Annotated in this window: 22 protein-coding genes; 11 read left to right on the top strand and 11 right to left on the bottom strand. The window is 69.0% G+C overall.

The window, feature by feature from the left end; genetic code table 11:
* Nucleotides 1-33: 33 nt before the first annotated feature.
* A complete protein-coding gene (locus ACZ50Z_RS24875; protein WP_464485912.1) occupies nucleotides 34-1,287 on the bottom strand; it encodes a type VII secretion-associated protein in 1,254 nt (417 codons plus the stop codon).
* On the bottom strand, nucleotides 1,284-4,970 hold the full coding sequence (gene eccCb / locus ACZ50Z_RS24870; protein ID WP_464485911.1) for a type VII secretion protein EccCb: 3,687 nt from the start codon (nucleotides 4,968-4,970) through the stop codon (nucleotides 1,284-1,286). Before eccCb ends, ACZ50Z_RS24875 begins: the two co-directional genes overlap by 4 nt.
* 94 nt (nucleotides 4,971-5,064) lie before the next feature.
* On the opposite strand from eccCb, the gene eccD reads away from it, so the two are divergent.
* Together eccD and mycP are read left to right on the top strand one after the other, a co-directional pair.
* The gene (gene eccD, locus ACZ50Z_RS24865) at nucleotides 5,065-6,474 is read left to right on the top strand and encodes a type VII secretion integral membrane protein EccD (protein ID WP_464485910.1); all 1,410 of its coding nucleotides are present in this window, start codon (nucleotides 5,065-5,067) and stop codon (nucleotides 6,472-6,474) included.
* The gene (gene mycP / locus ACZ50Z_RS24860; RefSeq protein ID WP_464485909.1) at nucleotides 6,471-7,781 is read left to right on the top strand and encodes a type VII secretion-associated serine protease mycosin; all 1,311 of its coding nucleotides are present in this window, start codon (nucleotides 6,471-6,473) and stop codon (nucleotides 7,779-7,781) included. Before eccD ends, mycP begins: the two co-directional genes overlap by 4 nt.
* Here mycP and eccB read toward each other — a convergent pair.
* Nucleotides 7,746-9,119 (bottom strand): type VII secretion protein EccB, encoded by a 1,374-nt coding sequence (eccB, locus tag ACZ50Z_RS24855; RefSeq protein ID WP_464485908.1) that lies wholly within the window; start codon nucleotides 9,117-9,119, stop codon nucleotides 7,746-7,748. The two genes, mycP and eccB, sit on opposite strands and share 36 nt — an antisense overlap.
* A gap of 121 nt (nucleotides 9,120-9,240) precedes the next feature.
* On the opposite strand from eccB, the gene ACZ50Z_RS24850 reads away from it, so the two are divergent.
* A complete protein-coding gene (locus ACZ50Z_RS24850; protein WP_464485907.1) occupies nucleotides 9,241-10,110 on the top strand; it encodes a cutinase family protein in 870 nt (289 codons plus the stop codon).
* Between the two features lie 42 nt (nucleotides 10,111-10,152).
* Entirely contained in the window at nucleotides 10,153-10,788 is a 636-nt protein-coding gene (locus tag ACZ50Z_RS24845) for a cutinase family protein (RefSeq protein ID WP_464485906.1), read from the top strand.
* Here the strand turns inward: ACZ50Z_RS24845 and truA are convergent.
* The 8 genes from truA to infA form a co-directional block, all read right to left on the bottom strand.
* Complete coding sequence (gene truA / locus ACZ50Z_RS24840) at nucleotides 10,785-11,636, bottom strand: tRNA pseudouridine(38-40) synthase TruA (RefSeq protein WP_464486396.1); 852 nt, start codon at nucleotides 11,634-11,636, stop codon at nucleotides 10,785-10,787. The genes ACZ50Z_RS24845 and truA overlap by 4 nt on opposite strands.
* Nucleotides 11,623-12,270, bottom strand: coding sequence for a 50S ribosomal protein L17 (gene rplQ / locus ACZ50Z_RS24835; RefSeq protein ID WP_464485905.1), 648 nt, complete (start codon nucleotides 12,268-12,270; stop codon nucleotides 11,623-11,625). Before rplQ ends, truA begins: the two co-directional genes overlap by 14 nt.
* A gap of 74 nt (nucleotides 12,271-12,344) precedes the next feature.
* The gene (locus tag ACZ50Z_RS24830; protein ID WP_464485904.1) at nucleotides 12,345-13,388 is read right to left on the bottom strand and encodes a DNA-directed RNA polymerase subunit alpha; all 1,044 of its coding nucleotides are present in this window, start codon (nucleotides 13,386-13,388) and stop codon (nucleotides 12,345-12,347) included.
* Between the two features lie 85 nt (nucleotides 13,389-13,473).
* A complete protein-coding gene (gene rpsD / locus ACZ50Z_RS24825; protein WP_464485903.1) occupies nucleotides 13,474-14,079 on the bottom strand; it encodes a 30S ribosomal protein S4 in 606 nt (201 codons plus the stop codon).
* 9 nt (nucleotides 14,080-14,088) lie between these two features.
* Complete coding sequence (gene rpsK / locus ACZ50Z_RS24820; protein ID WP_008260256.1) at nucleotides 14,089-14,505, bottom strand: 30S ribosomal protein S11; 417 nt, start codon at nucleotides 14,503-14,505, stop codon at nucleotides 14,089-14,091.
* Between the two features lie 6 nt (nucleotides 14,506-14,511).
* Complete coding sequence (gene rpsM, locus ACZ50Z_RS24815; protein WP_163712226.1) at nucleotides 14,512-14,886, bottom strand: 30S ribosomal protein S13; 375 nt, start codon at nucleotides 14,884-14,886, stop codon at nucleotides 14,512-14,514.
* A 155-nt stretch (nucleotides 14,887-15,041) separates the two neighbouring features.
* Nucleotides 15,042-15,155, bottom strand: coding sequence for a 50S ribosomal protein L36 (rpmJ, locus tag ACZ50Z_RS24810; RefSeq protein ID WP_003879483.1), 114 nt, complete (start codon nucleotides 15,153-15,155; stop codon nucleotides 15,042-15,044).
* Between the two features lie 51 nt (nucleotides 15,156-15,206).
* Complete coding sequence (infA, locus tag ACZ50Z_RS24805; protein WP_003418601.1) at nucleotides 15,207-15,428, bottom strand: translation initiation factor IF-1; 222 nt, start codon at nucleotides 15,426-15,428, stop codon at nucleotides 15,207-15,209.
* Between the two features lie 253 nt (nucleotides 15,429-15,681).
* Between infA and ACZ50Z_RS24800 the strand changes: the two genes are divergently transcribed.
* The 7 genes from ACZ50Z_RS24800 to ACZ50Z_RS24770 all read left to right on the top strand — a co-directional run bounded on the left by ACZ50Z_RS24800 (nucleotide 15,682) and on the right by ACZ50Z_RS24770 (nucleotide 23,652).
* Entirely contained in the window at nucleotides 15,682-17,346 is a 1,665-nt protein-coding gene (locus tag ACZ50Z_RS24800; protein ID WP_464485902.1) for an NAD(P)/FAD-dependent oxidoreductase, read from the top strand.
* A gap of 8 nt (nucleotides 17,347-17,354) precedes the next feature.
* Nucleotides 17,355-18,878: an ATP-binding protein gene (locus tag ACZ50Z_RS24795; RefSeq protein WP_464485901.1), complete on the top strand. Its 1,524-nt coding sequence runs from the start codon at nucleotides 17,355-17,357 to the stop codon at nucleotides 18,876-18,878.
* 39 nt (nucleotides 18,879-18,917) lie between these two features.
* A complete protein-coding gene (locus ACZ50Z_RS24790) occupies nucleotides 18,918-19,766 on the top strand; it encodes an LLM class F420-dependent oxidoreductase (protein WP_464485900.1) in 849 nt (282 codons plus the stop codon).
* Nucleotides 19,767-19,782: 16 nt separating this feature from the next.
* On the top strand, nucleotides 19,783-20,649 hold the full coding sequence (locus tag ACZ50Z_RS24785; protein WP_464485899.1) for an LLM class F420-dependent oxidoreductase: 867 nt from the start codon (nucleotides 19,783-19,785) through the stop codon (nucleotides 20,647-20,649).
* A 27-nt stretch (nucleotides 20,650-20,676) separates the two neighbouring features.
* Complete coding sequence (gene rfbB, locus ACZ50Z_RS24780; RefSeq protein ID WP_464485898.1) at nucleotides 20,677-21,672, top strand: dTDP-glucose 4,6-dehydratase; 996 nt, start codon at nucleotides 20,677-20,679, stop codon at nucleotides 21,670-21,672.
* 1 nt (nucleotide 21,673) lies between these two features.
* Complete coding sequence (rfbC, locus tag ACZ50Z_RS24775; RefSeq protein WP_464485897.1) at nucleotides 21,674-22,291, top strand: dTDP-4-dehydrorhamnose 3,5-epimerase; 618 nt, start codon at nucleotides 21,674-21,676, stop codon at nucleotides 22,289-22,291.
* Between the two features lie 239 nt (nucleotides 22,292-22,530).
* Nucleotides 22,531-23,652 (top strand): acyltransferase family protein, encoded by a 1,122-nt coding sequence (locus tag ACZ50Z_RS24770; RefSeq protein WP_464485896.1) that lies wholly within the window; start codon nucleotides 22,531-22,533, stop codon nucleotides 23,650-23,652.
* Nucleotides 23,653-23,745: the final 93 nt, after the last annotated feature.

The raw sequence follows: 23,745 nt of genomic DNA, 5'->3' as shown, positions 1-23,745 counted from the left end.
CCGCGGCGGCCGGCGTTCGGTTCCACGAATCTGTCATCCGATCGCGTGGGCGGATCGCACGGCCTGCTCGCAGGCGTCGCGGACGGCGTCCTCGCCGCCCGGCCGGCTCTGGCATCCGATGCTGATTCGCACGGGGCCGTCCAGCAGCACCGTCCACCGGACGTGATGAGCCGGGCGCACCTCGCGGTAGGTGACCGCGGGCCGGCCGGCGCCGGTGCCGGACGGGTTGAAGTCGACAAACAGCCCGGCGGGCTCGGCGTCGATCGCGCGTTTCAACCGTTCGGCGGTGCCGCTCAGCGTCTCGCCGGCCACGGGCGACTGGGTGATGTGCAACGCGACCTCGAGATCCGCCGGGGAGGTGACCTGCACCCGCGCCGAGCCCGGCCCGGTGACCACCCGTCGCGTCGGCCATGCCGACGGCACCGACAGCGCCACCCGGCCTTCCACCAAAAACGTTGTGGGCAAAGACGTTGCAGACTCCACCCGGTTCAGGGGGACCTCTGCGGGCCGGTTCGGAGCCATCGCCGCCGGAGCCGCCGCGGCGACGACCATGGCGGCGCAGCCCAGTGCGCCCAGCGTCCGCGCCCGCGACGGACGGGCGGTGGCACGTGCGGCAGCGGTCGGTGCCGACGGCGCCGGACGCGCCCGGACGGCCGTCCGCGCCAGCCGGGCGAGCCGAAGGTCGTTGATTTCCAAAACATCTGGTCCCGTCTGCCCGTTCCGGCATAGCGCGTCGGCGATCGACGCCGCCAGTGCCGACGCGCCGGCGACCGTGCTCGGCGTGTCGATCAGCGCGGCTGCGGGCGCCGCGCTGGCGATGACGCCCGCGACGGTGTCGGCGACGGCTTGCCGATCGGCGTTGCGCGGTACGGCGGTCACCACCTCGGTCGCCGTGATCGCGATCAGCCGCTCGGTGATTTCGACCGCCACTATTGATTGCGCGCGAGAGGCCTGCTCCAGCAACCACGATCGCGGGCGCGTCCGAACCTCGCCGGCCACCCTCGCAGCGGCCGAGGTCACCACAGCCACGCGCGACGAGGACCACCAGGACGGGTGCACGACGACCATGCCGTCGCCGGTCCCGCAGGTTGCCGAACGCAGCGCGGCTTCCCACAGCGCATCGACGGTGAGCGGCCGCTCCCCCACCAGCGCAATGCGGTCGTCGATCGCGCCCAGGGCCGAGCGGGCGACGTCGGCCATCTCGCCCTCGTCGATTGTTCCTGCACCACAACACAACCGACGGATAGTGCCCGGTCCGGCCTCGACGATCGGACGGTGCTGGTTCACGGCGGGCTCCAGGCCACCTGGACGAGATCGTCGTCGTCGACACAGCTGGTCAGGATGCCGCGGCCAGGCGGCAATTGCGCCGCGCGGGGCGGGCCGAACGGGGTGGCCTCGGCGGGAGATCCGCTCATGTTCAGCGACATGCAACCGAGGTCACGCAGGCCCGCGAGCAGCGGCTCGAACATCGCGCGCTCGGCTCCCCCGCCGCGTCGGGCGACCACGAGATGCAATCCCAAATCCTGGGCGTAGGGCAGGAATTCGACGATCGGCGCCAGCGCATTGCCCGCCGGGGTGGCGACCAGGTCGTAGTCGTCGACCACGACATAGAGGTCCGGCCCGGACCACCACGAACCGGTGCGCAGCTCGGCCTGGCTCGCGTGGGGTGGCGGCATCCGTGCGCTCAGCAGGCCGAGCAGGTCGGGCAGCAGCACGGTCAACGCGGCCGGCGACATCGCATACCCGCGAAGATGGTTCGACTCGACGACGCCGAGCAGCGTGCGCCGGAAGTCAACGACCACCAGTTGGGCTTGGTCGGCGGACTTCGTCCTCACCAGCTCCCGGCACACGGTCCGCAGCGTCGCGGTCTTGCCGCAGTCATTGCCGCCGACGATCACCAGGTGCGGCCTGTTGTCGAAATCGATTGCCACTGGCCGCAGTTCACGCTCTCGCACGCCGAGCAACACCCGCGTGCCAAATTCGCTTCCCGACGCGCCCAGCAAGGCCTCGCGCTCCACGTGATCGGGCAACAATGGTATCGGCGGCGCAACCGCGTTGCCGGCGGGCACCTTGGCGATGGGCGTCGCGATCACCATGTGCAGCCCGTCCCGGGACAGGCCGCGGCCCGGGCTGCCGTGCGGCACGTGCGCAGCGGCCTTGCGGTCCAGTTCGGAGTCGGCGGGATCGCCGAGCCGTAACTCGATGCGGGTGCCGAGCTGATCCCGCAGCGATGGCCTGACGTCGGCCCAGCGGGGCGCCGACAACACCACGTGCACACCGAACGAAAGCCCGTGGGTCGCCAGGGCGGTGATCGAGGCCTCCAGCGTCTCGAATTCCTGGCGCACGGTTGCCCAGCCGTCGATGACGAGGAAGACGTCGCCGAACTGATCATCGATTGCGCCGTCCGGCATGGCGCGCCGCCGGCGGTAGTCGGCGATCGAGGCGATCGCGCGCTGACCGAACGTGGTCTCGCGCCGTCGCACGACCGATTCGCATTCGGCGACCATCCGCCCGACGAGCCGGGACTCGGCCCTGCCAGCGACGGCGCCGACGTGCGGCAATGCCCGGGCCGACGATAGCGTCCCGCCGCCGAAATCCAGGCAGTAGAACTGCACTTGGCGCGGGTCGTGCGTGGCCGCCAGGGCGGTGATGAGGGTGTACAACGCCGTCGACTTGCCCGATTGCGGTCCACCGACGATCGCCACGTTGCCCGCGGCGCCGGACAGATCGACCATCAGTGGCGTTCGGCACTGCTCGAATGGGCGATCGACAAGGCCGACGGGGACGGCGGTCAGCCCGGCCGGCGTGGGCACCGCGCCGTTCAGCAGGGTGTGCAAATCCGGAGCCGGCCCCAGCGGAGGCAGCCACACCCGGTGCGCGGGCGGCCCCTGCCCACGCAGCCGGTCCAGGACCGCACGCGAGATTGCCGGTGGGGAGGGCGCGCTCGCCTCGTGGGTGCGACGGACCGCTCCGGTGACCCGGGTGGTGAACACCTGGACCGAGCGCGCCGCCACAGGTGGCGCACCGGAAGGAGGGCCCGTCCGCAGCGGTTCCGAGACCGAGGCGGCCTGGAAGCGAATCGGTTCGCCGCCGCCGACCCGTAGGAAACCGGCGCCGGGCGCGGTGGGCAGCTCGTAGGCATCGAGATTGCCCAGCACCGTGCGGGATTCGGAGGCGGACAGGGTCTTCAGGCACAGCCGGTACGACAGGTGGGCATCGAGCCCGCGTAGCCGGCCCTCGTCGAGGCGCTGACTGGCCAGCAGCAGGTGCATGCCCAGGGAACGGCCAAGGCGGCCGATCGCCACGAACGTATCTACGAAATCCGGGTGCCGGCTGAGTAATTCGGAGAACTCGTCGACGATGACGAACAGCACCGGCAGCGCCGCCGGCGGCGGGTCGCCCGCCTGCCGCGCGCGTTGGTAGGCCTCGACGCTGACGCAGCCCACCGTCCGCAGCAGCTGCTGACGACGGTTCATCTCACCGGCCAGCGCGTCGCGCATGCGGGTCACCAGCGGCGCGTCGTCGGCGAGGTTGGTGATCACGGCGGCCACGTGTGGCGCTCGCGCATAGTCGAGAAAAGTTGCGCCGCCCTTGAAGTCGACGAGCAACAGGTTGAGTTCTTCCGGCGAGTTGAGGGCCATCATGCCCAGCGCGATGGTGCGCAACAGTTCCGACTTGCCCGACCCGGTGGCACCGACGCAGAGCCCGTGCGGGCCCATGCCGTACTCGGCCGGCTCCTTGATATCCAGCTCGAGCGGTGCGCCCTGCATGGTGGTCCCGACGGGGACGCGCAGCCGGTCACGACGTCGTTGGCGGCGCCATAGCGTCGCCGGGTCGAAACGTTGCACATCGTGCAGCCCGACCAATCCGGGCCAACTGGGATCACCGCCTCCCGCGCCTGGCCGATGCCCGGCCAGCCGGCGGGCGCACACCAACGCATCGACGGGATCCATCCGGTCGGGGCACGTGACCGGTGCAGTCTCGGTGGACTGCCGGATCGCCAGCGGCGCACCGTCGCAGCCGGCGCCGATCGCGATCGTGCTGGTACCGCTGATCGCGGCGGCGCCCTCGGCCAGTTCGGCGACCATCACCACCCGCGTCGCCTGGACACCCGCCAGGGCCCGCTGTGCCTGCGCGGCATCCGAATAGATCATCCGCACCGGGCCCGCCGAGTCGGCTTCGCCGGGATGTTGGTTGTGCGGCAACCATTTCAGCCATTCCCAGTGGGCGCGATACGGGTCGCTGATCGCGGCGACGATCCGCACCTGGTCGGGCGCATGCAGCACGGCGAGTTGGCAGATCATCGCGCGTAGCAAGCCACGCGCGGCGCTCACGTCGCCGTCGATCGTCACGAGCGATCGGTCCCCCAAGGCGACCGCCACGGGCCCGACGATCGTGGAATATGCACCCAGGAAACGACGCAACGCCGTGTCGGTGACCGGATCGCGCAGCTCCTCGGCGGGAAGCTCCGGCGCCACCACGCGGCGGGCAAGCGGCTGGGTTCCCAGGCCCACCCGCACGCGGCAGAAGTCCGCGTCGCTCGACTTGCGCTGCCACATTCGTGCGCCGCCGATCAACGTCCACAATGTGTCGGGATCGGGATGGCGCCAGATAGCCGATGCCCGCTGCGCCATGGCGGCCTCGGACACGGATTGACCGAGCCGACTCAGGTATTCGAGGTATTGCCCGCGATCGGCATCGATGCCATCACCGCGCCCGCGGGCACGCCCGGTCAGTCCGGACCCGAGCACCGAAACCAGCATCATCAGCGGAAAGGCCAGGAACATGGGGTGGCGAGTGATCGCGCTCCCGGACGCGAACGCAGTCGCCATGACACCCATGCTCACCACGGACAGCGCGACCGGCGCCACGCGGGGCAGCAGGCTGGGCGCTGCCGCCGGCGGCAGGTCCGGTGGAGCCTCGACCACAAACGGCGGCTGTTGTGCCGCGGGCACCGAAACTTCGCTCATCGCATCGCCTCCAATTCGACGACGGTAAGGAGCACCGAAAACCGCGACAAGTCACCTGTGGACAGCCGCACACCCGGGTCGCCGAAACCCGGCTATGTTCCCCAGGATCCGACCGAAGGGTTCGCCGTTGGCTGCATCCGAAACCGGGCCGTGCCGTGTCTGCGTTCATTGGGGCACCGCCGCCACTGATCTGGCGCTGCCCACCGGAGTTCCTGTCGCGGTGCTGATTCCGTCGCTCATCGATGCCCTCGAGGTTGGCCGGACGGGCCAGGAGGCGATGCGCTACCAGTTATCGGTCCCCGGCGGCCCCGCACTGGACCCGTCGAAGACGTTGGCGCAGAACCGCGTCGGCGATGGGACCGTCCTGGTGCTGAGCCGCGCCGACGTGGCATCGCATGCGCCGCGTTACGTCGATGTCGCGCAGGAGGTGTCGGCCACGCTGGAGGACGCCCGCCGGTCGCGCGGCGACGGCGGGAACCGGCGGATCTCCCGGCTCTCCGGCGCGGTGGCGGCCGTCGTCCTGACCGCGGTCGGTGCGCTGGCCTTGCTGCGAAATATCGTCAGCGCCAGTCACACTCGAGACACCGGCGTATCGGCGGCCGTTGTGGGATCCGCCGCGCTCGTCGCTCTGGGGCTTGCGGCGATCGCCCACCGGGCCTATCGAGATCCGGTCGCCGGGCTGGCGCTGAGCGTGATCGCCACCGTGTTCGCGGCGGTGGCCGGGTTTGTCGTGGTGCCGGGGCCGCCAGGCGTGTCCAACGTGCTGCTGGCTGCGGCGGCGGCGGCCGTCGCCTCCGTGCTGGCGATGCGGCTGTCGGGCTGCGGTGTCGTCGCGTTGACGGCGGCGGCATACTTCGCGGCGGTCATCGCCGCGGCGGCGCTGGCGGGTGCAATCAGCGGAGCGCCTCCGCATGTCATCGCTTCGGCAGCCGCGACCCTATCCCTCGCCCTGCTCGGGGCGGCGCCGCGCGTGTCCATCGCGCTGGCGGGGTTTTCGCCACGATGGGCGCCGTCCGGCGTCGCCTACCCCGAACCGAGTGACTCGGGGACGCCCGCGCAGGCGATCCGCGCCGACCGGTGGTTGGTGAGCCTGCGTGCCGGACTGGCGGCATCGGCGGGCGTCGGCGCCGTCGTCACCGTGCTGGCCGGCGGACCGCGGCCGTCCTGCCTGGCGTTCGGGGCCGTGACCGCCGCGCTGTTGCTACTGCGCTCCAGATCCGGCGAAGGCGCACGGATGCTGGGCTTCGCTGTCAGCGGGATCACCACCACGGCAACGGTATTCGGCGTCGCAGCGGTGCGCATACAGATGCAGGGCCCGATGCTCGCGGCGGCGACGGCGCTGATCTCAGCCGCGACGTATGTCGGCTTCGCCGCGACAGCGTCATCGCCCGTCGCACTGCGCTGCGTCGAAGTGCTGGAGTGGCTGGCATGGGCGGCACTTGTCCCGCTGGCCTGTTGGGTCAGCGGAGTCTACGGGGCGGTCCGGGGAATGAATCTCACATGAGGTCCTGGCACGTGGGGCGCGTGCTGGCGGCGTCGGCGCTGACGATGGTTTCCGCGTTAGGAACGCCGCAGGCGCAGGCGGTTTCGCCCCCTGGTGTCGACGACAGGTGGCTGCCCGAGCCGGCCCTGCCCGCGCCGCCACGGCCGACCGTGCAGCGCGAGGTCTGCGCGGCGCTGACCGTCGACTCGGGCCCGGGCCGTGGCCAGGGGCCGGGAGCGTTCGATCTCTCGGAGGTGTGGCGCCTCACCCGCGGTGCCGGACAACGGATCGCGGTCATCGACACCGGAGTCTCGCGGCATCGCCGGCTGCCCGACGTGGTGCCCGGCGGCGACTACGTGTCCACCGGCGACGGCACGCAGGACTGCGATGCGCACGGCACGCTGGTGGCCGGAATCATCGCGGCCGCAGCAGATTCCAAGTCCGGCGGCTTCAGCGGGATCGCTCCGGACGCCACGTTGATCAGCGTTCGGCAGTCCAGCGCGAAGTTCGCGCCGGCCAGCGACCGGTCCCGTAGCGGGGTCGGTGATGTCGACACCATGGCCAAAGCGGTTCGGACCGCCGCAGATCTGGGCGCCTCGGTGATCAATATTTCCTCGGTGGCGTGCGTTCCGGTGACGGCCGCGCTCGACGACCGCGCGCTGGGTGCCGCGCTGGCTTACGCCGTCGACGTCAAAAATGCCGTCGTCGTTGCGGCGGCCGGCAATACCGGCGGCGCCGCGCAGTGCCCGCCGCAGCGACCCGATGCCACCTGGCAGACCATCACGGTCGCGGTCAGTCCCGCGTGGTACGACGACTATGTGCTGACCGTCGGTTCGGTCAATGCCGAGGGAGCGCCCTCGGACTTCACCCTCCCGGGGCCGTGGGTCGATGTCTCCGCGCCCGGCGAGGCGGTGACCTCCCTTGCGCCCGATCCGGTGTCCGGCACGAGTTACGCCGCCCCCGTGGTGAGCGGTCTGGCCGCGCTCATTCGGGCCCGCTTCCCGGCGCTGACCGCGCGCCAGGTGATGCAGCGCATCGAGGTGACGGCGCATCATCCGCCCGCCGGGCGGGATCCGCTCGTCGGAAACGGCGTCATCGATCCGCTCGCCGCGGTCAGCACCGGGACGGGCCCGCCCGACAGCCCTCCCAAGCCGCCGCCGGCCGCGGCCGCCGTGTCGCCGCCGATCACACGGCCGCCCGATACCCGCGCCCGCGACACCGCGGTGCGCGGCGCCGCGATCTGCTTCATCGTGCTGACGGTCGCCCTGGTCGCCGGCGCGGTCAGACGGCGGCTACGGGGAACCCGCGACCGCGTCCCGGGCGAGTGAGGCGCCGCGTCTGCTCAGCTCCGGTCCGGCCGGCAACAGCGTGAGCACCGGCCAGGGCGCCGGGGTCGCCTCGATGAGACCGAGATCGTGCGCGGCGTCGTCGTCGTGGATGGCGAACCGCACCCCGGTGTCGACGATCAGGTACCGGCCGCCGGCCTTGTCGCCCGCCCGCACGTAGGCGGCGCGACCGGGTGGCACGTACGCGCCGTCCAACGCGGGGCCCGGGCCGTCGGCCTGCGCCAACGTCACCGCCGCCCGACCGGGCGGCACCGGCAGCCGGCTACCCGCCAGCAACGCCACACCGGGTCGCGCGCCTTCCCAGCTGACGCATAACGTTCCGGCGGACACCGGCAGCGTCGGCGCCCGCTCGGGAAAACCGGCCACGGGCAGTTCGCTGACGACGGGAGCGGCGCGGATCGCCTCGGGGGCGACGGTGGAGGGATTGACGGTGCCCTGGGAGCTGCCGAAGCGCACCAGGTCGGCGGCGACCTGGCCGATTCGCTGCACGCCGCCGGCCAGCACCACGTAATACTCGTCACCGTCGGCGCGTGTGATGCGAAGCACACTGCCGACGCGAAATCCCGGGAGCCCCGGCGCGGCACCACCCAGGCCACGGATCCGGGGGGCCGAGATCGGCGGCGCCTCCGGGATCGCGTTCAGCAACGCCGGCGAGACGCGCCGCGGCGCGCGGCCCTCGAGGCGCAGCGCACGCACGACCGCGGCATCGGCAAGGTCCACGATGGCCCGGTGACCGTCGTAGAGCAGGTAGACCGGCGAACCCGAGGCGGGAGCCGCCAGGACGGCCTGCCCGGTGGGCATGCGGGTAACCGCGTTGTCGGCGACGGGGCCGACGATGACCGTCGTGCTGTCGGCGCCGCCGCCATCGCACATCGCGAAGGCCAGCTCCTGCGCGGAGAGCGGCCTGCCGACGAAATGCGGCGCGCCCGGAATGCCCAGCAGCGGGCCGCGTTTGCCGCGCTCCAGGTCGGCCTGGGCGACCGGCTGCGGATCGGCGGCTGTCCGCGCGATGAGCCGCGCCGATGCCACATTCAGCACCGGATGCCAGACGTCGCCCACCCGAACGAACAGCGCGCCCGATTCCCGGGCCATCACGATCTGCGCCCGATCCAGCGCGACGTGCGGTCTCAGCAAACCCAGAAGCGCGCAGCCGGCCAGCGCGAGGACCGTCAGCGCACAGCCGGTCGCCAGCGACATCGACGGCATCCGCAGCCGTGGGCCGCGCTGGTAGATCGCCTCGCCCAGCAACGCGTACTCGATGCGGCGCCGCAGATACCGGTGAGCGCTGATACGCAGCCACGTGGTCGGCTGACGCGGCACTGATCCCCCCACCCTGCGAAGTCCGTCTGGGCTCACGGTAGGCCGCCGATCGGCCGCGCCGGAGCGGTTATCCACAGGTCGCAGGAGTTTCGCCGCGGCCGAAATTGGGTAAAATTGCCCGGTGAAAACTCGCCGCACGCTTGCGCGCTTCGTCGGCCTTGGCGCTTCCGCCCTGGTTACCGCCGCCGGCCTCCTCGCCACGCCGGTGGCCTCCGCCGATGACTGCCCGGACGTCGAGGTCATCTTCGCCCGCGGCACCAACGAGCCCGCGGGTCTGGGCCGGGTCGGCGACGCTTTCGTGGACTCGCTGCGCCAGCAGACCAACTTGAACATCCTGCCCTACGGGGTGAACTACGCCGCCAGCAAGCTGCAGCTGCACGGCGGTGACGGCGCCAACGACACCATCGACCGCGTCAAGAAGAGCGTGGAGAAGTGCCCGAACACCAAGATTGTGCTGGGCGGCTACTCGCAGGGCGCGTCGGTGATGGACATCGTGGCCGGCGTCCCCATCGGCGGCATCAACTGGGGCAACTCGTTGCCGCCGCAGTACGCGGGCAACATCGCGGCCGTCGCCACCTTCGGTGACGTGGCCGACCGCGCGGGCGGCACGCTGCCCAGCCAGAGCAAGCTGTTGGGCTCCAAGGCCATCGACCTGTGCAACCCCAACGACCCGATCTGCCACGCCGGGCCCGGCAACGAGTGGAGCGGGCACACCGAGGGCTACGTCCCCGTCTACACCACCCAGGCCGCGGCGTTCGTCGCGTCCAAGCTCGTCGGCGCCGGACAGTCGGTGCCCGGGTACGGCCCGTCCTTCCCCGGTGCCGGCCCGCAGCTCCCCGGCCAGCCCGGCTACGGCCAGCAGACACCGGTGTACGGGCAGACCCCGCCCGGGTCGGGCCCCTCGATCCACGGCGGGACCGGCACCGCCCCCGCACCCGCGCCGCTCGCGCCCGGGCCGACGACGTCGGTACCGCAAGCACCTCTCGTCTAAATCGTTACCGGCGGGTTATCAACGCGCGCTTAACATCTCTGTGTGAGGCTTATCCCTTTAGGGCTGGGCGTCGGATTGCTCGCGGGGGCAGCGTTATTGGTTGCCCCGCAATTGGTTCCCCGTGCATCGGCGTCCTGCCCCGGCGTAGAAGTGGTCTTTGCTCGAGGAACCGATGAGGCGCCCGGTGTCGGGAAGGTGGGCGGGGCGTTCGTCAACTCGCTGCGCGAGCAGACCCGCAAAAGCGTTGGCGCATATGGCGTGAACTACCCGGCCGACAAGGACTTCCTGGCGGCCACGGACGGCGCCAACGACGCCAGCGGCCACATCCAGCGCATGGCGGTGAACTGTCCCAACACCAGGCTGGTGTTGGGCGGGTACTCGCAGGGCGCCGCCGTCATCGACATCGTTACGGCCGCACCGGTGTCCGGCTTCGGGTTTCGCAGGCCGTTGCCGCCCGCGGCCGCCGATCACGTCGCCGCCGTGGCCCTGTTCGGGAATCCGTCGGGGCGGGCGGGCAACCTGATGAGCGCGCTGAGCCCGAATTTCGAGGGCAAGACCATCGACCTGTGCAACCCGGGCGACCCGATCTGTTCGGGCGGCCTTCGGTGGGCGTCGCATCTGAGTTACGTGCCCGGATTGACCAACAAGGCTGCGAGTTTCGCGGCGGCGAGGGTCTAGCGCGAGCGCACGTCGCGGGTGATGAGGTTGCGCGCGGCCAGTTGGTCATCGGGCGGGTAGTCGACGCCGACCAGCGTCAGCCCGTGCGCCGGGGCGGTGGCGTAGTCGCTGGATCGGGCTGTGGCGGATAGCAGTTCGCGGCACCAGGAGACGGGGCGCCGGTGTTCGCCGACGGCCAGCAGCGCCCCGACCAGTGAGCGCACCATCGACCAGCAGAACGCGTCGGCGCTGACCCGCGCGGTGATCGACTCACCGTCGCGCGTCCATTCCAGGCGTTGCAGGTCGCGGATGGTGGTGGCGTTCTCGCGGTGACGGCAGAACGCGGCGAAGTCGTGCAGTCCCACCAGGTCCCCCGACGCGGCGGCCATCGCCTCGACGTCCAGGGGGCGCGGCCATGCAGTGACGTAGCGGGCCTGCTGCGGCTGTACACCCCACGGCGCCGTCGACAGTCGGTACACGTAGTGGCGGCGCAGCGCCGAGAACCGGGCGTCGAAACCCGCAGGGGCGCGGGCGATGTCGATGACCCGGACGTCGGTGGGCAGAAAGCGGCCCAGCCGGCGCAGCAACGGCAGGAACTCGGCCTCACCGACGTGCGGCGCACGCGAATACGCGTTCGGCACCGCGGCGGCCGGCACATCGACATGGGCCACCTGCCCGGTGGCGTGGACCCCCGCATCGGTGCGCCCCGCCGCGCGCAGCCGCACGGGCGTGCGAAAGACGGTCGTCAGCGCATCGTCGAGAACCCCGGCCACGGTACGCTGGCCGGTCTGAGCTGCCCAGCCTGCGAAACCTGTTCCGTCGTAGGCGATATCGAGCCGAAGACGGACGTCCTCGCTAACTCTCGTCAGCCTCGTCGTCCGCCTTCTCGGCGGCCTCGGCTTCGGCACGCGCGGCGACGGCCTTGTCGGCCTTGTCTTCGGCTTCGGCCTGGGCCTTGGTCGGCTCCTCGGAGGCCCCGGCTTCCGTCTGGGTCTCCTCGGCGTCGGCCGTGGCCTCCTCGGCCGTCGGGCCGACGGCTTCCTCGGGCTCGACTGCCGCCTGAGGCGCCGCCGCCGCCGCGACGGGAGCGTCAGTCTTCTTGGACGCCTTCACCCGACGAGCCCGGTCGGCCTCGGAAGTGACCGTCTTCTCCCGCACCAGCTCGATCACGGCCATGGGCGCGTTGTCGCCCTTGCGTGGTTCGACCTTGATGATGCGGGTGTAGCCGCCATTGCGGTCGGCGAAAAACGGCCCGATCTCCTCGAACAGGGCGTGCACGACGTCCTTGTCGCGGATCTTCTTGAGCACCTCTCGACGGTTGTGCAGCGCACCCTTTTTCGCGTGGGTGATCAGCTTTTCCGCATACGGCCGCAGCGCACGCGCCTTGGGCTCGGTCGTCTTGATCCGGCCGTGCTCGAACAGCGACGTCGCCAGGTTGGCCAGCAGGGCCTTCTGGTGCGATGACGACCCGCCGAGGCGAGGGCCCTTGGTGGGCTTGGGCATTGCGACTATCTCCTATGTGGGGCCGACCCCCGTATCAGGTAGGGCCGGGACGGACGTGGCTTGTCGGACGGCCTTTACAGCTGTTCGGTTTCCGCGTAATCCTGGTCGTCGTAGGCGGCCTCGGTGGACCAGGTGCCGGTGGCGACGTCGTAACCCGCGACCTGCGAGGGGTCGAAGCTCGCCGGGCTGTCCTTGAGCGACAGGCCCAGCTGGTGCAGCTTGACCTTCACCTCGTCGATGGACTTCTGACCGAAGTTGCGGATGTCCAGCAGGTCAGACTCGGTGCGCGACACCAGCTCGCCAACGGTGTGCACACCCTCGCGCTTGAGGCAGTTGTAGGACCGCACCGTCAGGTCCAGGTCGTCGATCGGCAGCGCGAACGACGCGATGTGGTCGGCCTCCGCCGGCGACGGCCCGATCTCGATGCCCTCGGCCTCGACGTTGAGTTCGCGTGCCAGGCCGAACAATTCGACCAGGGTCTTACCCGCCGACGCCAGCGCATCGCGGGGGTTGATCGAGCTCTTGGTCTCGACGTCGAGGATCAGCTTGTCGAAGTCGGTGCGCTGCTCGACACGGGTGGCGTCCACCTTGTAGGTGACCTTGAGCACCGGCGAGTAGATGGAATCGACGGGGATGCGGCCGATTTCGGCGCCCGATGCCCGGTTCTGAACGGCCGGCACGTAGCCACGGCCGCGCTCGACGACCAGCTCGACCTCGAGCTTGCCCTTGTCGTTCAGCGTCGCGATGTGCAGGTCGGGGTTGTGCACCGTCACACCGGCGGGCGGCACGATGTCACCCGCGGTGACCGCACCCGGCCCCTGCTTGCGCAGGTACATGGTGACGGGCTCGTCCTCCTCGGAGGACACCACCAGGCTCTTGAGGTTCAAGATGATCGCGGTGACGTCTTCCTTGACGCCGGGCACGGTGGTGAACTCGTGCAGCACGCCGTCGATGCGGATGCTGGTGACGGCCGCGCCCGGGATCGAGGACAGCAGCGTGCGGCGCAACGAATTGCCCAGGGTGTAACCGAATCCCGGCTCCAGCGGCTCGATGACGAACTGGGAGCGGCTGTCGGTGAGCACTTCCTCCGACAATGTGGGTCGCTGAGAGATCAGCATGGTGTTTCTTCTTCTCCTTCTCGGCACCCGCTATTTGATGCCGTTAAGTGCCCGCCACTGCGGTCGCAGCGGCGGAAGTCGGGGTCTACTTCGAGTAGAACTCGACGATGAGCTGCTCGGTGAGCGGCACGTCGATCTGCGCCCGCTCGGGCAGCTGGTGGACGAGGATGCGCTGACGCTCCCCCACCACCTGCAGCCAGCTCGGGATCGGGCGGTCGCCCGCGGTCTCCCGCGCGATCTGGAACGGCACGGTGTTCAGCGAGCCGTCCCGCACGTCGATGATGTCGTACTGCGACACCCGGTAGCTGGGGACGTTGACGTGCACGCCGTTGACGCTGAAGTGGCCGTGGCTGACCAGCTGACGGGCCATCCGGCGGGTGCGCGCCAGCCCGGCGCGGTAGACGACGTTGTCGAGGCGGCTTTCCAGGATTCGCAGCAGCTCTTCACCGGTCTTGCCGGATTGCCGTACGGCCTCTTCGTAGTAGCGACGGAACTGCTTTTCCATCACGCCGTAGGTGAAGCGGGCCTTCTGCTTCTCCTGCAGCTGCAGCAGGTATTCGCTTTCCTTGATCCGCGCGCGGCCGTGCTGGCCGGGCGGGTAGGGACGCTTCTCGAACGCCTGGTCGCCCCCGACGAGGTCGGTGCGCAGCCGGCGCGACTTGCGGGTGATGGGTCCGGTGTAACGAGCCATGAGTATCTCCTAGACCCTTCTGCGCTTCGGGGGGCGAACGCCGTTGTGCGGCTGGGGGGTGACGTCGGAGATCGCGCCGACCTCCAGACCGGCGGCCTGCAGCGACCGGATCGCCGTCTCCCGGCCCGAGCCCGGACCCTTGACGAACACGTCGACCTTCTTGACGCCGTGCTCCTGCGCCTTGCGGGCCGCGTTCTCGGCGGCCAGCTGCGCGGCGAACGGCGTCGACTTCCGCGAGCCCTTGAACCCGACGTGACCCGACGACGCCCAGGCGATGACGTTGCCCTGCGGGTCGGTGATCGTCACGATCGTGTTGTTGAAGGTGCTCTTGATGTGGGCGGCACCGTGCGGGACGTTCTTCTTTTCCCGGCGACGGGTCTTCTGCCCCTTCTTGGGGGCGGATGCGGCCTTCTTGGCTGGTGGCATGGGCGGTTACCTGGCCTTCTTCTTGCCGGCGATGGTGCGCTTGGGACCCTTGCGGGTGCGCGCGTTGGTCTTGGTCCGCTGGCCGCGCACCGGCAGGCCGCGGCGGTGCCGCAGGCCCTGGTAGCAGCCGATCTCGATCTTGCGGCGGATGTCGGCCTGCACCTCGCGGCGCAGGTCACCCTCCACCTTCAGGTTGGCTTCGATGTAGTCGCGCAGGTGGGTCAGCTGGTCGTCGGTGAGGTCCCTGGTGCGCAGGTTCTTGTCGATCCCCGTCGCGTCGAGAATCTCGTTCGAACGGGTCCGGCCGACGCCGAAGATGTAAGTCAGCGCGATCTCCATCCGCTTGTCACGCGGCAGATCGACGCCTACTAGTCGTGCCATAGGTGGCGTTTCCTCTTTTTCTCGGCGGAGGTCTGATCCCAGCCCGTTCCCCTGTGACGGGGGTCCGGCCTCCGTCCGGACGTGGATGAGCGACGCATTCGCTCAGTGGTGCTGGGAGGTCTGCATTCAGTTGTGCGTGCTGCTCGGCCCGAGGTTTAACCCTGGCGCTGCTTGTGGCGCGGATCGGAGCAGATCACCATGACCCGCCCGTGCCGACGGATCACCCTGCACTTGTCACAGATTGGCTTGACGCTCGGGTTCACCTTCACGGCTGTTCGATCCTGTTCTGTGTCGTTCGTAGGTTGTTGTGATCGGGCTTTTTACTTGTACCGGTACACGATGCGGCCCCGGGACAGGTCGTAGGGAGACAACTCCACCACCACCCGGTCCTCGGGCAGGATGCGGATGTAGTGCTGCCGCATCTTGCCGCTGATGTGGGCAAGCACCTTGTGACCGTTCTCCAGCTCAATGCGGAACATCGCATTGGGCAGCGGCTCGACCACGCGGCCCTCGACCTCGATGGCGCCGTCCTTCTTGGCCATAACTCGTTAAGAATCCTCGTCGTTTAGTCTCGTTCGCGTCTGCGCCCAGATCGGCGCGACATGGCACACCGACTTGCAACGTGAGCCGGTGACAGGAAATTCCTAGGACTGGACACACAAAAAGTCGGCGCGGATGCCGCACCGTCGCTCCACGATACCTGGTCATCGGCCTGCACCAAAATCGCTGTCGGCGGAACGCGGGCCGCTCGCTCGACCTCCCACATGCCCGCTGACGAGCGCATACTTAACGCCGATGACCAACCCCTCAAGCGAGCGCAAGCCCGTCATGCTCACCGTCGACGACGATCCCTCGGTTTCCCGTGCCGTCGCGCGCGACCTGCGTCGCCACTACGGCGAGGACCACCGGATCGTGCGCGCGGAGTCGGGGCCCGACGCGCTGGGCACCCTCAAGGAGCTCAAACTGCGCGGCGAGACGGTCGCGCTGCTCATCGCCGACTACCGGATGCCGCAGATGAGCGGCATCGAGTTCCTCGAGCAGGCGATGGACCTGTATCCGGCGGCGCGCCGCGTGCTGCTCACCGCCTACGCCGACACCCACGCCGCCATCGACGCGATCAACGTCGTCGACCTCGATCACTACCTGCTCAAACCGTGGGACCCGCCGGAGGAGAAGTTCTACCCCGTCATCGACGGGCTGCTCGACGCCTGGCGGGCCGCGCCCGAGCACCCCATCCCGCACACCAAGGTGATCGGCCACCGCTGGTCGGCCCGGTCCTGGCAGGTGCGCGACTTCCTGGCCCGCAACGGCCTCTACTACACCTGGTTCATGGCCGACGAGCCCGCCGGCGAGCGGCTGCTGGGCGCCGCCGGCGAGGACGGCCTGCGGCTGCCGGTGGTGGTCACCCAGCGCGGCGACACCCTCGTCGAACCCACCGACGCGCAGCTGGCCGAAACCCTGGGCCTGACGACCAATCCCTCCCAGGAGTTCTACGACCTGATCGTGGTCGGCGGCGGGCCCGCGGGCCTGGCCGCCGCCGTGTACGGCGCTTCGGAGGGCCTGCGCACAGTGCTCATCGAGCACACCGCGACGGGCGGTCAGGCCGGGCAGAGCTCGCGCATCGAGAACTACCTGGGCTTCCCGGACGGGGTTTCGGGCGGCCAGTTGGCCGACCGCGCCCGCCGGCAGGCCGAGAAGTTCGGCGCCGAACTGATCACCGCCCGCAAGGCGACCGCCCTCGAGGTGAACGGGTCCAAGCGCACCGTGCGCTTCGCCGACGGCGGTTCGATCGACGCGCACGCGGTCATCCTGGCCACCGGCGTGTCCTATCGCCAGCTGGACGCCGAGGGATGCGCGGAGCTGACCGGCTGCGGCATCTACTACGGGGCGGCGGTCTCCGTCGCGCCGGAGTGCGAGGACGAAGAGGTGTACGTGATCGGCGGGGCGAACTCGGCCGGGCAGGCCGCCATGTACCTGTCCCGGACGGCCAAGTCGGTCAACATCGTGGTGCGCGCCCCCTCACTCGAGGCGTCGATGTCCTACTACCTGATCCAGCAGATCGAGGCCAACCCCAAGATCAACGTGCTGACCTGCACCGAGGTGCAGCGCGCGACCGGCGACGGCCACCTGGAGCAGCTGAGCCTGGTCAATAACCGGACCGGCGAGACCGAGGACGTCACCTGCGGCCGGATGTTCATCTTCATCGGGGCCGCCCCGCGCACCGCCTGGCTGGACGGGGTGCTGGCCCGCGACGACCACGGCTTCATCCTGACTGGCCCCGACCTGCGCAACGTGTGCGGCTGGACGCTGGACCGCCCGCCGCATCACCTGGAAACCAGCGTGCCGGGGGTGTTCGCCACCGGCGACGTCCGCTCGACGTCGGCCAAGCGGGTCGCGGCGGCCGTTGGCGAAGGGTCGATGGCCGTGATGCTGGTCCACCGCTACCTGGCCGAGAGCTAGGAGGGGCCATGACGAACACGCCCTGCGAGCCCGACGAGCTGCGCAGCCTGTTCCTGTTCGAGGCGCTCACCGACGAGCAGCTTGCGGTGTTGTGCGCGAACGGCCACATCGAAAACTACGAACCGGGCCCGATCTGCGTCGAGGGCGAACCCGCGACCTGCTTCTACGTGCTGCTCGAGGGCGAACTGATGATGTCCAAGCTCTCCGGCGGCCAGGACATCGAAACCAACCGCACCTCGCAGCGCGGCGTGTATTGCGGGGCCTGGCGGGCGTTCACCGGCGGAAAGCAGAAGAGCTACGACGCCTCGGTGCACGTCACGCGTCCGTCGCGGTTCTTCGTGATGGACGCGCCGGTGTTCGCCCGATTCATGAAGGACCAGTTCCCGATGGCCGTCCACCTGCTCGACGGCATCGCCGTCGGCACCGACCGGACCCGCCGGATCATCGACAACCGGGAGAAGCTGCTGGCGCTGGGCCGGCTCTCGGCCGGGCTGACCCATCAGCTCAACAACCCGGCGGCGGCGATCTCGCGGGCCGCGTCGGATCTGCGCGAACGGGTGGCCAGCATGCGGCACAAGCTGGCGATGCTCGCCGACGGCACCATCTCCCCCGAGGCACTCAGCGCCCTGGTGCGGTTGCAGGAAAGGGTCGCCGAACAGGTCGCCAAGTCCGCTTCTCCAGGAGGGGGAGCACACCTGAGCGCGCTGGAGACCGCCGACCGCGAGGACGCCGTCGGCGACTGGCTGGAGGCCCACGGCATCGACGGCGGCTGGGACATCGCGCCGACGTTCGTGGAGGGCGGCATCGACACCGATTGGCTGGAGCGGATTTCCGCGGTCAGCGACGAGCTGGCGTCGACGTCGGTGGAGCAGGCGATCCGGTGGATCAACTACACCATCGAGAGCGAACTGCTGATGAACCAGATTCTCGAAGCGAGCAAACGGATTTCGGCGCTGGTGGCCGATGCCAAGCAGTATTCGCAGCTGGATCGCGCGCCGTTCCAGGTGGCCAACGTGCACGAGCTGCTACGCAGCACGCTGGTGATGTTCGCCGACCGGTTGACCAAGGACGGCACCAAAAACTCTCGAGCCGTCACCGTGGTCAAGGATTTCGACCAGTCGCTTCCCGAAATCCCTTGCTATCCAGGCGATCTCAATCAGGTGTGGACCAACATCATCGACAACGCGATCGCCGCGATGCGCGATACCGGCGGCACGCTGACCATCCGCACCTGCCGGGAAGGCGAGAACATGGCCCGCGTCGAGATCTGCGACACCGGGCCGGGAATACCCGAGGACGTGCGCGACCACATCTTCGAGCCGTTCTTCACCACCAAGCCGTTCGGCGAGGGCACCGGCCTGGGCCTGGATCTGGCGTTCAACATCGTGGTCAAGAAGCATCGCGGGGACCTACGGGTGGAATCCACGCCCGGCGATACCCGATTCATCGTGCTGCTGCCGCTGCAACCGCCCGCCGTCGACGTCGTCCCCGACCTCGACGAGGCGGATGAAAGCGTCACGGCCCCGCAATAGATCCGGAATAGGGCCGCGCCGCGCCCGGTTAAGAAAACCATGACCGATGCAGCAAGCAAGCCCGACCTCGGCCGGTTCGGATCGTTCGGACGCGGCGTCACCCCGCAGCAGGCCAAGGACATCGAGGCGCTGGGCTACGGGGCCGTGTGGGTCGGCGGTTCGCCGCCCGCCGAGCTGGCCTGGGTCGAACCCCTCCTGGAGGCGACGACGACGCTGCAGGTGGGCACCGGCATCGTCAACATCTGGACCGCGGCCGCGGGGCCGGTCGCCGAATCCTTCCACCGCATCGAGGCGGCCTACCCGGGCCGCTTCCTGCTCGGCATCGGCGTCGGCCATCCCGAGGCTCACACCGAGTACCGCAAGCCCTACGACGCCCTGACGGACTATTTGAAGCAGCTCGACGACCACGGGGTGCCCGCCAACCGCCGGGTCGTCGCCGCGCTCGGCCCGCGCGTCCTCAAGCTGTCCGCGGAGCGCTCCGCCGGGGCGCACCCCTATCTGACCACGCCCGAACACACCGCGCAGGCCCGCGAAATCATCGGCCCGTCGGCTTTTCTCGCCCCCGAGCACAAGGCGATCCTGACCACCGACGCGGAGAAGGCGCGGGCGGTCGGCCGCAAGGCGCTCGACGTCTATTTCAATCTCGCCAACTACCGAAACAACTGGAAGCGCCTGGGTTTCGGCGAGGACGAGGTCGCCCGGCCGGGCAGCGACCGGCTGGTGGATGCGGTGGTGGCTTATGGCACCGTGGACCAGATCGCAGCACGGCTCAAAGAACACCTCGACGCGGGCGCCGACCATGTCCCCGTGCAGGTCCTGACGAAGGATGAAAACCTGGTCTCGGCGCTGGCCGAACTGGCGGGGCCACTGGGACTGAATCCGTCCTGACGACTGGGGGAACTGGATGACCGAGGGAGTTTCGCTCAAGCCCGACCTGGGCCAGTTCGGCGTGTGGCTGCCGACCCGATCCCTCACCCCGGAGTTGGCCGCGGGCATCGAAACGCTGGGCTACGGCGCCGCGTGGATCGGCGGCTCCCCGGATGCCGATTTGTCCTGGGTCGATCCGGCCTTGGCGGGGACGACGTCGCTGCAGCTGGCCACCGGGATCGTCAACATCTGGTCGGCGCCCGCCCCGGCCGTGGCCGAATCCTTCCACCGCATCGAAACTCACCACCCGGGAAGGTTTTTGCTGGGCGTCGGGGTCGGCCACCCCGAGCACACCGAAGAGTACGTCACGCCGTACGACGCGCTGGTCTCCTACCTCGACCAGCTCGACGCGGCCCTGGTGCCCACCAGCCGGCGGGTGGTCGCGGCGCTCGGGCCGCGGGTGCTGCGGCTCGCCGCGCAACGCAGCGCCGGCGCGCACCCCTACCTGACCACCCCGGAACACACGGCCAAGGCGCGCGAGTTGCTCGGCGGGGCAGTGTATTTGGCGCCCGAACACAAGGTGGTGCTGAGCACGGACCCCGAACAGGCCCGCGAGATCGGCCGCCAGACCGTCGGGCATTACCTGGGTCTGAGCAACTACGTGAACAATTGGCTGCGGCTGGGGTTCACCGAAGCCGACGTGCGCAAGCCCGGCAGCGACAGGCTGATCGACGCGGTGGTCGCCCACGGCACCCCGGCGGCGATCGCGGGCCGGCTGCGCGAGCACCTGGACGCCGGAGCCGACCACGTGGCCGTCCAGGTGCTGGGCGGCTACTCCGAAGAAACGCTGCTACCTGCGCTAACCGAATTGGCCGGCGCTCTGGGGCTAACTGCCACAAACTGACCGACCGGCTCGGTTAGGGTTTGGGGCATGCGGCTACTGGTCACCGGCGGCGCTGGTTTCATCGGCGCCAATTTCGTGCACAGCACCGTTCGCGAGCACCCCGAGGACTCCGTGACGGTGCTCGATGCCCTGACCTATGCGGGCCGGCGCGAGTCGCTGGCCGGCGTCGAGGACGCCATCGAGCTGGTGGTCGGCGACATCACCGACGCCGAGCTGGTGTCGCGGCTGGTCGCCGAATCCGACGCCGTGGTGCATTTCGCCGCGGAGAGCCACGTCGACAACGCGCTGGAGGGCCCCGAGCCGTTCCTGCACACCAACGTGGTCGGCACGTTCACCATTCTGGAAGCGGTGCGGCGTTACGGCGTGCGGCTGCACCATATCTCGACCGATGAGGTCTACGGCGACCTGGAGCTCGACGACCCACAGCGGTTCACCGAGGCGACGCCGTACAACCCGTCCAGCCCCTATTCGGCGACCAAGGCCGCCGCCGACATGCTGGTGCGGGCCTGGGTGCGGTCGTACGGGGTACGCGCGACGATCTCGAACTGCTCCAACAACTACGGGCCGTATCAGCACGTCGAGAAGTTCATCCCGCGCCAAATCACCAACGTGCTCACCGGGCGGCGACCCAAGCTGTACGGTGCCGGCGCCAACGTCCGCGACTGGATCCACGTCGACGACCACAACAGCGCGGTGCGGCGCATCCTGGAATCCGGCGAGATCGGTCGCACGTATCTGATCAGCTCCGAGGGTGAGCGCGACAATTTGACCGTGCTGCGAACGTTGCTGGCGATGATGGGCCGCGAACCCGATGACTTCGACCACGTCACCGATCGCGCCGGCCATGACCTGCGCTACGCCATCGACCCGTCGACGGTGTACGACGAATTGTGTTGGGCGCCAAAGCATACCGACTTCGAGGAGGGGCTGCGTGAGACCATCGACTGGTATCGCGCGAACGAATCGTGGTGGCGCCCGTTGAAAGACGCCTCGGAAGCACGCTACGAAGAACGCGGGCAGTGACGTGGAAATTCGCGAACTGAAGATCCCCGGCGCCTGGGAGATCACGCCCAGGGTTCATGGCGATCCGCGCGGCCATTTCTTCGAATGGCTGACCGACAAGGGATTCAGCTCCTTCGCCGGTCACCGGTTGGACGTTCGGCAAGCCAATTGCTCGGTGTCCTCGGCGGGCGTACTGCGCGGACTGCACTTCGCCCAGGTGCCGCCGAGCCAGGCCAAGTATGTGACGTGCGTGCGTGGCGCGGTGTTCGACGTCGTCGTCGATATCCGGGTGGGCTCACCGACGTTCGGGCAGTGGGATTCGGTGCTGCTCGATGACACCGAGCACAGGACGATTTACCTTTCCGAAGGCCTCGGACACGGATTTCTGGCATTGCAAGACAATTCGACGGTGATGTACTTGTGCTCGGCGGAATACAACCCGCAACGCGAACACACCATCTGCGCAACGGATCCGGCGCTGGGAATCGATTGGCCGCTGGTCGACGGCGCACCGCCCACTCTGTCCGACCGTGATGCCGCGGCCCCCAGCTTCGACGAAGTGCGCGCCTCCGGCCTGCTTCCCACGTGGGAGGAGACGAACGCGTTCATCGACGGTTTGCGGGCAAGACCCACGAATTGACGCGGTGAATACGATCGCCCATTCCGGCGAGGTGCGTTATCCCGCAACGTTGTTGACGCTCACCGAGCGCAAAATCGTTTTCACCGCCCTAGCTGCTTATTAGACGCATATATATTAACGAATCCGTTGCGCCCGCCGAATTGAACCAGTACGGTAAACCGGCCCAATTCAGCGTTCGGTGGCGCTAGGATTGCGCCGATGATGCCGACGACGCCCTGTTCAGATGGCGGGAACCGCCGATGAAACTCGGGCAGGTGTTCGATCCGCGAAGCAATGCGCTCAACGCATGGCGGTTAGCGCTCGCGGGCGAGGTCATCTTTTGGCACACCTACCCGATCCGGGGTCATCTGCCTTCGCTGCGGGCCGTGCTGCAGCTGCTGCTCTGCGTCGGCGTGGACGGGTTCTTCGCGATCTCGGGGTTCCTCATCACCGCGAGTTGGCTCAGTAACCCGCGGCTGCGTGCCTATCTCGCCGCTCGCGCGCTTCGCATCCTGCCCGGCTTCTACGTCTGCATGATCGTGACGGCGTTCGTGTTCGCCCCGCTCAGTTTGGCGATCCAGGGCGGTTCGGCGGCCCGGCTGCTGTTCTCGTTCGCGCCGTTCGAGTATGTCCTGAAAAACATCGCGGTTTTGTGGCTCAAGCCCGACGTCGGCGGCACCCCGCACGACATTCCCAACGCGGGCATCTGGAACGCCTCGCTGTGGTCGCTGTTCTGGGAAGTGATGTGTTATTTGGTCGTCGCCATCATCGGCGTCGCCGGACTCGCCAACCGCCGGTGGGTTTCCCCGGCGATCTTGGTGGTGGCGGCGATCGGGGCTTCGATGATGCCGCCCGTCACCTTCCCCGAGGTGTTCAATCGTCCGACCGGCAACGTGGGCGTCGTCATCATCTTCCTGGCCTGCCGCGCCGCGATCATGTTCGCGGCGGGGGCGTTTCTGTATCAGTGGCGCGACGTCATTCCCGCGCGGTGGTCGTTGGTCGCGGTGAGCGTGGTCATCGTGCTGCTGGCCGGTCAGCTGCCGGATTACCGGGTGGTCGCCGCCGTCCCCCTGGCCTATGCCGTCGTCGTTTCCGGCTCCCTGCTGCACAACAAGCGCTTGCGATTGCGCACCGACGTGTCCTACGGCATGTACATCTACGCGTACCCCACGCAGCAGCTTTTGGCCGTCCTCGGCCTGCTCAGCCTCAATCCGTTCGTGTTCTGTCTCGCCGTGGCGCTCGCGACCCTGCCGCTGGCCGCGGCGAGTTGGTTCCTCGTCGAAAAGCCGGCAAGGTCCCTCAAGGCGCGGCTCAAACGAAAATCTGCCCGTTCTCGCGAAGCGGCGATGGTGCTGCCGCCGGAGGTCCCGGGCGCCGCATAGCCGCGGACGTCGCCACAGCCCAAGGACTCACATGACGGCGCCACCGGGTTTCCCGGTTGTCACCGGCCACCGGCTTCCGGCCGATACGATGGC

This window comes from Mycobacterium sp. NTMscope_MAC_269 (assembly GCF_976985695.1).
Note: the sequence above shows the minus strand (reverse complement) of the source record. Positions and strands in the feature narration are given on the sequence as shown.